This is a genomic window from Flavobacterium sp. (assembly GCF_043778725.1).
Taxonomy (GTDB): domain Bacteria; phylum Bacteroidota; class Bacteroidia; order Flavobacteriales; family Flavobacteriaceae; genus Flavobacterium.
In genome coordinates this window covers 1-8980 of the sequence record NZ_JAYWFT010000135.1, presented here as the reverse complement: position 1 = coordinate 8980, position 8980 = coordinate 1, and the positions used below count along the sequence as shown (strand labels likewise).

At 31.0% G+C, this 8980-nt stretch carries 10 protein-coding genes and 1 pseudogene; 4 read left to right on the top strand and 7 right to left on the bottom strand.

The annotated features are described in order from the left end of the window. The 3 genes from ACH2CG_RS12935 to ACH2CG_RS12925 form a co-directional block, all read right to left on the bottom strand. Positions 1 to 812, bottom strand: an 812-nt coding sequence (locus ACH2CG_RS12935) for a PH domain-containing protein (protein ID WP_395065848.1), incomplete at its 3' end; no start/stop codon positions are given. Next, on the bottom strand, positions 812 to 1333 hold the full coding sequence (locus ACH2CG_RS12930) for a PH domain-containing protein (protein ID WP_395065846.1): 522 nt from the start codon (positions 1331 to 1333) through the stop codon (positions 812 to 814). The genes ACH2CG_RS12930 and ACH2CG_RS12935, both read right to left, overlap by 1 nt. 151 nt (positions 1334 to 1484) lie before the next feature. Then, on the bottom strand, positions 1485 to 2324 hold the full coding sequence (locus ACH2CG_RS12925) for a 1,4-dihydroxy-2-naphthoyl-CoA synthase (protein WP_395065844.1): 840 nt from the start codon (positions 2322 to 2324) through the stop codon (positions 1485 to 1487). Positions 2325 to 2384: 60 nt separating this feature from the next. Here ACH2CG_RS12925 and ACH2CG_RS12920 point away from each other — a divergent pair, with 60 nt between their 5' ends. The 3 genes and pseudogenes from ACH2CG_RS12920 (at position 2385) to ACH2CG_RS12910 (ending at position 4664) form a co-directional block, all read left to right on the top strand. After that, positions 2385 to 2915 carry a hypothetical protein gene (locus tag ACH2CG_RS12920; protein WP_395065842.1) on the top strand — a complete coding sequence of 177 codons (531 nt, stop codon included), beginning with the start codon at positions 2385 to 2387 and terminating at the stop codon, positions 2913 to 2915. Between the two features lie 203 nt (positions 2916 to 3118). Then, positions 3119 to 4204: pseudogene (locus ACH2CG_RS12915) on the top strand (C1 family peptidase); the annotation flags it as partial. Positions 4205 to 4439: 235 nt separating this feature from the next. Then, positions 4440 to 4664, top strand: a complete 225-nt coding sequence (locus ACH2CG_RS12910; RefSeq protein ID WP_395065840.1) for a PH domain-containing protein — start codon at positions 4440 to 4442, stop codon at positions 4662 to 4664. An 85-nt stretch (positions 4665 to 4749) separates the two neighbouring features. Here ACH2CG_RS12910 and ACH2CG_RS12905 read toward each other — a convergent pair whose 3' ends face one another. The 4 genes from ACH2CG_RS12905 to ACH2CG_RS12890 form a co-directional block, all read right to left on the bottom strand. Next, positions 4750 to 5385, bottom strand: a complete 636-nt coding sequence (locus ACH2CG_RS12905) for a hypothetical protein (protein WP_395065838.1) — start codon at positions 5383 to 5385, stop codon at positions 4750 to 4752. A gap of 44 nt (positions 5386 to 5429) precedes the next feature. Continuing rightward, the gene (locus tag ACH2CG_RS12900) at positions 5430 to 6140 is read right to left on the bottom strand and encodes a hypothetical protein (RefSeq protein ID WP_395065836.1); all 711 of its coding nucleotides are present in this window, start codon (positions 6138 to 6140) and stop codon (positions 5430 to 5432) included. Between the two features lie 123 nt (positions 6141 to 6263). Then, a complete protein-coding gene (gene ygiD, locus ACH2CG_RS12895; RefSeq protein WP_395065834.1) occupies positions 6264 to 7142 on the bottom strand; it encodes a 4,5-DOPA dioxygenase extradiol in 879 nt (292 codons plus the stop codon). A gap of 146 nt (positions 7143 to 7288) precedes the next feature. Further along, the gene (locus ACH2CG_RS12890) at positions 7289 to 8128 is read right to left on the bottom strand and encodes a S1 RNA-binding domain-containing protein (RefSeq protein ID WP_395065832.1); all 840 of its coding nucleotides are present in this window, start codon (positions 8126 to 8128) and stop codon (positions 7289 to 7291) included. Positions 8129 to 8140: 12 nt separating this feature from the next. Here ACH2CG_RS12890 and ACH2CG_RS12885 point away from each other — a divergent pair, with 12 nt between their 5' ends. Then, positions 8141 to 8290 (top strand): hypothetical protein, encoded by a 150-nt coding sequence (locus tag ACH2CG_RS12885; RefSeq protein WP_395065830.1) that lies wholly within the window; start codon positions 8141 to 8143, stop codon positions 8288 to 8290. Positions 8291 to 8980 lie beyond the last annotated feature (690 nt).

The following is an 8980-nucleotide window of genomic DNA, read 5'->3' as shown; positions in this document are numbered from 1 at the left end:
GTAATAGTATAATTGAAATATTTCAGCAAAGTTCTTCCAATATTAATCACGAAAATTATTGCAAATAGTACTACAATAAAGAAAAGAATAGCATAAATAGCTGGATAATTATCGATTACTTTACCTATTTTATCTTCGTCGATTACATCATCTTTACCAATATTTCTTAAATTTTCTATGATAGTAAAAAAGAACGTCAAAATCAATCCGATGCTTCTCACATAATTGGACGTAATTCCTACTTTGAGCAAACTTATAACGCTAATTTTAAGAAAAGGATGTTGGGATGGTTTTGCTTCTGTTAACGTTTCTGAAATAATTTCTTCTTCGGTAACTTCTTTTTTGATGGCTTCGTTGTCTAACAATTTAGATTTTAAAGCCAAAGCCAACGAATGGGAAATGGCTTTGATATTGCCTTCTTTTTTGTCGCTTCCAGCAGTATCAACGGTTAGTGCATAAACGCCAATTAGTCGTTGAATTAAATTTTGATGAATATTAACTTGCTGAATTTTGTTAAGCTGAATTGTAGTTTTAGTTTTATTGATAATTCCGTCGTTTACTATAAATTCATCATTTTCATCGTCGATATAAAAAGTAAAATTCAAAAATCTTAGATAAGCCAAAATTCCAACAAGAGCAATTATGGCTACTAATCCAAGTAAAACATAAAGTCTACTCATGCCTTGTGCTTTGAAAAACCAAATGAAAACAATTGGCAAAAAAGCCCTTGCAAATTTCTGCAAAGAATCTACAAAGAGAATTAAAATTCCAATGGAAGATTGTCGTTGCGGCTTATTGAAATTGGTTTCCATTACAGTTGTTTTTGGATTTTACCCATCAATAATTGTTTGATGTTTTCGGCTTCTTCTTTGGCAATTCCTGGAATTTCTAGATCACTTGAATTTCCTCCTGCAGTAAAAATTTCAACTTTTGCTAATCCAAAAAATCTTGAAACCAATCCTTCATGTAGTGCTACGTGCTGCACTCTATTGTAAGGAATTACCATAGTATTTGTTGCTATAATGCCGCTTCTGTAAATAACATCGTGATTTCTAAAAGCAAAGGCTTTTTTCTTAAATCCTAATATTGAGAAAAACAAAATCAATCCAGAAAGTGCAGCGGTTGCAATTCCTAAAAAGAGCCAAATTCTTTTAGAAAACTCATCGGTATTTGACACAAAAAAAGCAGTAAAAGCAATGAATAAAATTGCAATTACAATAGCGCAATTTATTAAAACTACATACATATATTTGGGATGCAAAGCAGTGAGTTGCACTTCTTCATATCTAGGAAGTTGCTTGGTGTCTATTGTTTCGTTGGTAAAGTTTTCCATAATGAAATTAAATCTTTTATTTATATGCGAAAAAAACTGCAATTATACTATTCAATGATATTCCTAGGGAATGACAAACTGTTTATTTAAACTTTGTGTGCAAACTGAAAACTTTAAACCGATAACTGAAAACTAATAACTGACCACTAAATTAAGGCAACCATTTTTTATCAAAATTAGGTTTGCGCTTTTCTAAAAAGGCATCTCTTCCTTCTTTTGCTTCGTCTGTCATGTATGCCAATCTAGTTGCTTCACCAGCAAATACTTGTTGTCCTACCATTCCATCATCGGTTAAATTCATGGCAAATTTCAGCATTTTGATAGACGTTGGTGATTTGGCTAATATTTCTTGCGCCCATTCGTAGGCAGTAGCTTCCAATTCATCGTGCGGAATTACGGCATTAACCATTCCCATATCAAAAGCTTCTTGAGCCGAATAATTTCTTCCTAAAAAGAAGATTTCTCTAGCTTTCTTTTGTCCGACCATTTTCGCCAAATAAGCCGAACCATATCCGCCATCAAAACTTGTTACATCAGCATCAGTTTGTTTAAAAATAGCGTGTTCCTTACTTGCTAAAGTCAAATCACAAACTACGTGAAGACTGTGTCCGCCACCAACTGCCCAACCTGGAACAACACAAATTACAGCTTTGGGCATAAAACGAATCAATCGCTGCACGTCTAAAATATTTAATCTGTGATAGCCATCATCGCCAACATAACCTTGATGACCTCTTGCTTTTTGATCGCCGCCACTACAAAAAGACCAAATTCCGTCTTTAGAACTTGGGCCTTCAGCAGAAAGCAATACTACTCCTATTGAAGTATCTTCTTGCGCATCGTGAAATGCTTGTAATAATTCGGCTGTAGTTTTTGGACGAAACGCGTTTCTAATATCGGGACGATTGAATGCAATTCGCGCTACTCCATTGCATTTTTTATAAGTTATATCTTCAAACTCTTTAGCGACTACCCAATTAATTTCTGACATATTCTTTTTTTTAAGCGTAAAAATACTATTTTTATGACTTATTTAAAAAGAAAGTTTTTTATGAAAAATACATTTACCCTATTATTTATTTTAATCTGTTCAATTTCAGCGGTTTCGCAAACAAAAGTAACTGTTTTTCCAGATGCTGGATTTATGGCTGCTTTTCCGAGTAAACCTGAAGTAGAAAAAAACCAAGTCGATTCTAAAGCTGGAAAAATTGAAACTACATCCTATAACTGTGAAGGAGAAGATTTTTTGATAGTACTTTCTGAAAGTATTTATCCTGCGGATTTGGTAAAAAAATTAGAAGGTGTTGGAATTCAAGGTATTCTTGATGGTGCCAAAAATGGAGCTGTTAAAAATATTGAAGCTCAAATGGGTGGGAAATTTACGCTAACAACAGATGAAAATTTCTTGTATGATGGTAAATATACTGCAAAAAAATTTGGAGGAACTGTTGAAGAAGTTGACATGGAAACCATGTGTATCATGAAAGAAAATCATTTTTTTATTGTGATGTTAGTTGGAAATACCAAATCAGAAATTGCAATTCAATTTATAAAATCATTCAAATTAATTGAAAAGAAATAATGAAATTTAATTAAATAAATTTAAACACATAGAAACATAGAAAATATTTTAAGAAGTAGTCGCTTCGCTTTAGATTGATTTTATAGACTATGTGAAAAATAATATTTTTAAAAACCTCTTCTTTATTATTTTAAATCAATGATTCTATGTGTTGAAAAAAAGAAAACCAACGATTAAAAAACAAAAAAAACAAACTTAGAAATATGTATAAAAAATATCTTTTAGTCATCGCATTAGGATTAGGAACTCAGCTTTCAAATGCACAAGCCTACGAATTTCAATCGGTTAAAGACATTGAAGCCAATCCAGTAATTTCGCAAGATATTACAGGAACTTGTTGGAGTTTTTCGACTACTTCGTTCCTTGAAGCCGAAATCATTCGTTTGACTGGTAAACACATTGACTTATCTGAAATGTATAATGTGCGAAATACTTATCCTAAAAAAGCTTGGAATTATGTAATGCGTCAAGGCAAAGCACAATTTGGCGAAGGCGGTTTGGCTCACGATGTTATCAATAGTGCCAGAGATTTTGGTGTTGTTCCGCAAAGCGTTTACAGTGGAAAATTGGCAACAGACGAAAAATACAATCATGCCGAAATGACTGCTGTTCTTGAAGCAATGCTAAAAACGTATGTTGAAAATCCGGGTAGAAAATTATCACCACAATGGAAAGAAGCCATTAATGCCGTTTTGGATGTGTACATGGGTAAAAACGTAACCGAATTTACTTATGAAGGAAAAAAATACACGCCAAAGAGTTTTATGGAAATGACAAAGTTGAATGCAAATGACTATGTTACTATTTCTTCTTTTATAAACGAGCCGTTGTACAAACCTTTTTTATTGGATATTCCAGATAATTTTTCAAATGGTAGTTTTTATAATTTACCTTTGGATGAATATATTCAGAATATTGATAATGCAATTGATAACGGATTTACGGTTGCATTGGATTGTGATGTATCAGAAAATACGTTCTCTGGAAAAAATGGTATTGCCGTTATTGCCGAAAATGATACTGATGCCAAAGTAATTACAACCGAAATCAAACAAGAGAAAATCATTTCGCCAGAATACCGTCAAGCGGAATTTGAAAATCTAGACACGCAAGACGATCATTTAATGCACATTGTTGGAAAAGTGAAAGATCAAACTGGCAAAATGTATTACAAAGTAAAAAATTCTTGGGGTTCAAAATCGGGTAAAGAAGGTTTTGTATATATGAGTGTTTCTTATTTGAAATTGAAAAGTATATCGGTACTTTTGCACAAAGATGGTTTGAAAAAACTACAAAATCAAAATTGGGATTATAAAATTTATTATGAAACGATTTCTATCCACCAAAAACACGTTTACCATTGTTATCCTTTGGAGTCTTGTTTTATTTTTTATTGTAATGTTGGTCTTAAACCTGACAAAAGGAAATATTCCATTGGTTCCTACAATTATTATTACGTTAGTAACAGGTTTTGTACTTTGGGTGTTATTAGATACCCGCTATGTTATCAAAAATAGCTTTCTATTGTACCGTTCAGGACCAATTCGTGGTAGAGTTGATATCACCAAAATCAAATCTATAAAACGTTTTTCGGGATTGAATGTTCCAGTAATGTTGAAACCTGCTTTAGATACTAAAGGTTTTATTGTGACCTACAATCAATTTGATGATTTGTTTATTTCACCAAAAATGAGTGATATTTTTATTGAGGAAATTAAAAAGATTAATCCGCAGATTGAGGTTATTTGATTATTAGTTTATATAAAATTGTAATTAGAAATTAACCACTTGAATTTTGATTATTGTAGTTTCAATAATTCATTTTTTTATTTCTTCATAAGGTTTTTGTGAAGTACTCATTTGTTAACGCATCAAAAGAAACAAATTTAATTTCACAGTTTACAGAATTAATTTTTAGTTCCTCAAATTCAGTTTCATCGTAGGTAAAATATTCTTCTTTTCTACAATCTGGTTGATATGAAATTTCTAATTTTTTTATTTTTTTGAAATGACATACTGGTTTGATTGTTTTTAATGGATTATTTCTCAGAAGTAAATATTCAATTTCTATTAAATTGCTTATTGGTAATAAATCTTGAATTAAACAATTATGAATATTCAAGTATTTAATCTTTTTTAGATATTGTATAGCTGACAAATCAATTATTTTACCAATTCCATTATTTCCGTTTATATAAACATATTCGACATTTATAAGCTCTTTAAGAAAATCTATTTTACCATCAAAATTTAAATCATCAATAACAATAAATTTTATTGTTTCTAAATCATCTTTATTTAATTCAAAATTTAGATTCAAATTTAAACCAATTATTTCTTCACAAAGTTTCTTACAACCAACATTTACAAATGGATCTTCACTAGTTAATTGATCTCTTCTTTCTAAAATTTCAAAAAAAGTTATGTTTGTTTTGTTAAGTATGTAATTGTATTTTAAAATGTTTTCCATAAAACAAATATGATTTAAAACTATAGTTTTTAATTGAAGTTAGGTTAATCAATATTCCAAGCATTTTCTGGATCTCCATCAAAAGCACTTTCAATAGTTTCATCATCATATCCATAAGCACCATTATATGTTTCATAACTTCTTATTGAATCTTCATAGTGAGGACGATTATCTCTAGGTTCTTCAAATTCTTCAATGCGAAAGTTTGTGTAATAGCCTAAATTTGCTAGCTTATATTCGCTAAATATACTTAATTCAATGTCATTATTGATTTTGATTTTCTCTACTAAATTTTTTTCAAGAATAACTGCAAATCTTTCGTCATTCTCCCAATGTCTTAAGATATTAGTTTTATTTCCGTCTTTATTTTTTATAAAATTTAAGTGAAGTTTTTCAAGCCCTAAATATATTTTGACATCAGAAATATTTAAACCGTGTTGTTCGTCAGATGTAAATTGTTTGAGTAAATCAATATCAAAATATGTTCTTTTAAAATCAATATTTTTATTGTAATATGGTTCAGAAAAACATTTAACTGTTAGCTTATATTTATTGATGGATTCAACCCTTAAAAGTAGGTTTTTAAATATTTTATTATTGATGTAATTAATGGATATAAAACCATTTCCATTTGAATATGTACCTTTATATTCTATTCCGTCAATCAAAATCATTAAAAAATTATTATTTCGCAAAGTAAAAGCGAAAAAATCGCTTGTCCATTGCCCTAATATACTCACTTCATTTTTTTCCATTGCAATATTTTGTATTAATTTATTAAATCAGTCATTTCACATTAAGAGTTTATTACACATAAGTACACGAAATTAACATTTTTTTACTACTTTTCAAATTATATAAAATAAGAAAAAAACAAACTACCCAATCTTAACCGAAGTCATAGTAAGCGAACCACCAACTGGCTTATCATTAAAGAAACTAACATCGTCTTTACTATCTTGCAAAGCAATGCTGTACAACAACGGATAATAATGATCTGGCGTTGGAATGGCCAGTTTGGCTGCTGCATTTAATTTTTCATATTCAATTAAGGATTTGAAATCATTATTCCCAATTTTTTCTTTGAAGATTGTATTCATTTCTAGTGCCCAATCAAAACCGTATTCTGGTTCTTGCAGTTTATCCCAAGCTACCATTCGAAGGTTGTGCACCATATTTCCGCTTCCTATAATCAGAACTCCTTTTTTTCTCAAAGATGCCAATTGTTTTGCCAAATCATAATGGTATTGTGGTGGTTTGTTATAATCAATACTCAATTGCAATACTGGAATATCCGCATTGGGATACATGTGCCGCACTACAGTCCAAGTTCCGTGGTCTAAACCCCAATCGTGGTCTAAACCAACATTTGTTAAAGTAATTAATTCGGATGTTGCTTTTGCTAATTCTGGACTTCCTTTTGCTGGATATTCAACATCAAACAACGCTTGCGGAAAACCACCAAAATCATGAATAGTTTTTGGATTTTCCATTGCTGTTATGTGCGTTCCATTAGTTAACCAATGCGCCGAAATCACTAAAACAGCTTTAGGTTTCGGAATTTCTTTTCCGAATTTTGCCCAAGTTCTAGAAAACTCGTTGTCTTCAATTCCGTTCATCGGCGAACCGTGACCAATAAACAATGCTGGAAGTTTTTCTTCTTGTTCAGTTAAATCTTTGGTCCAATTGTAAAAAGGCTGTAATGATGCCATAGCTGCTCCTCCTATTAGTGTTTTAATAAATGCTTTTCTTTCCAATGTAATGACATTTGTATATACAAATATACTGATTTAATTCAAAAAAAAATATCTAATTAGAAATTATTAACATTAAAAAAAACCGCAGATTCGCAGATTAATATAAAAATCTGCGAATCTGCGGTTGTCAATATAAATTTGAATTCCTATTGCACTAAATAAATCCCATCGTCTTTAATTTCAATCAATTTTTCTTTATACAAAAGTCCGATTGCTTTTTTGAAGGTTTTCTTACTCATTTTCAAAACCGTCTTGATATCTTCCGGGTTTGAATTATCATTCAATCTCAAAAAACCTCGACTGGCTCTCAATTCGTTCATAATAATCTCCGAATTGGGTTCGATGTTTTCAAAACCTTGTTTGTGTAACGAAACATCAATTTTTCCGTCAGGACGAACCAATTTGATATAACCTTTCATTTTATCACCTGTACGAATGGCATCGTCATAAACTTCATCTTTATACACCAAACCTTTGTGCTTTTGGTTGATGATAACGTTGATTCCGATTTCGGTAATGTGTGAAATAATTAAATCTACTTCTTCTCCTTTTTCAACCGTGATGTTTTCGTTGTCCAAAAATTGGTTGGTTTTACTTGAGGCTACTAACCTATTGGTTTTTTCATCCATATAAAGATACACCAAATAGCGTTTTCCTTTTTCCATAGGACGCGCTTGTTCTTTAAACGGAACTAGAATGTCTTTCTCCATTCCCCAATCCATAAAGGCACCAATTTGATTGATATAATTCACTCGCAAAAGTGCAAATTCGTTTAAAAAAATATACGGAACTAAAGTTGTAGCAACAGGTCGTTCTTCATGATCAAGATAAACAAAAACAGTAATTTCTTCGCCAATTTCAAATACTTTTGGGACATATTTATTGGGCAACAAAACATCGTCTGCTTCGTTTCCGTTTCCTAAAAATAATCCCACTTTTGTATCGCGCAAAATGGTAAGCGTATTGTGTTGACCTATGTTAAGCATTTTCTTGAATTTGTGCAAAGGTACGAAAAGGTTTTAAGTTTCGAGTTGCGAGTTGCGAGTTTCGAGTTTCGGGTTTCGGGTTTTGGGTTTTGGGGTTTCGGGTTTTGGGTTTCGGGTTTCGGGTTTTGGGTTTCGGGTTTTGGGTTTTGGGGTTTGAATTAATTACATCAATTAATCAATCGTCACTTCGAGTGTTTCATAAAATGCATTCAGCTTTTTATGAAATGTATCGAGAACTCGTTTAAGACAAATTTTTCTATTCAAAAGTTCTCGATACAATTTTTTCAAAATAGCTTGTCGCAATTTTCAAAAAATCACTCGAAGTGACGTTAATGTAAATTTGAAATTGAATTTTGAAATTGAATTTGACCAAACATAAATAATAGTACTCCGTCACTTCGAGTGTTTCATAAAATGCATTCAGCTTTTTATGAAATGTATCGAGAACTCGTTTAAGACAAATTTTCGTTTCAAAAGTTCTCGATACAATTTTTTCAAAATAACTTGTCGCAATTTTCAAAAAATCACTCGAAGTGACGTTGGTGTAAATTGAAATTTTGAAATTGATATTTTGAAATTGATATTTGAATAAACACCAATATTAATAAATCGTCACTTCGAGTATTTCATAAAATGCGTTCAGCTTTTTATGAAATGTATCGAGAACTCGTTTAAGACAATTTTTTCTATTCAAAAGTTCTCGATACAATTTTTTAAAAATAGCTTGTCGCAATTTTCAAAAAATCACTCGAAGTGACGTTAATGTAAATTTGAAATTGAAATTGATTTTTGAAATTGCAATTGTCATTGAAAATCTTATATTTGATTAAAAAAGATGGACAGCAATACCAT